The sequence below is a fragment of the Pseudomonas sp. SIMBA_041 genome (assembly GCF_046535095.1).
Taxonomy (GTDB): domain Bacteria; phylum Pseudomonadota; class Gammaproteobacteria; order Pseudomonadales; family Pseudomonadaceae; genus Aquipseudomonas; species Aquipseudomonas mucoides.
Window position 1 is genome coordinate 1 of the sequence record NZ_JAWRXJ010000184.1, and the last position, 285, is coordinate 285.

A 285-nucleotide genomic window follows, 5' to 3' on the forward strand; every position below is an offset into this window, starting at 1 on the left:
GTTAATTTAAATAATAAAATTGCTAATGGAGTCGATCATAGAACAATACTAATCGACAGTACAGGAAACAGTGTTTATTATAATAATTACGGAAAAAATATACGTTTTGACATGAAGCCAGGTGACCCATATGATGCTTATCTGGATTGTACAGGATGTGGGAAACCTTTATCAAATAGATTTAATTATTATAATAACGCCAAAAAACAAAAAAAATGAGACTCTATTTAATAGGTATTTTTTTACTTCTTGTTACTTCTTGTAAAGCAAAGAATAATCAAAATT

General features: G+C 27.4%; 1 protein-coding gene. It reads left to right on the forward strand.

Going from position 1 to position 285, the window contains the following annotated elements; genetic code table 11:
- A partial coding sequence (locus SB725_RS30765; protein ID WP_410923150.1) for a hypothetical protein occupies positions 1-219 on the forward strand: 219 nt, incomplete at its 5' end.
- Positions 220-285: the final 66 nt, after the last annotated feature.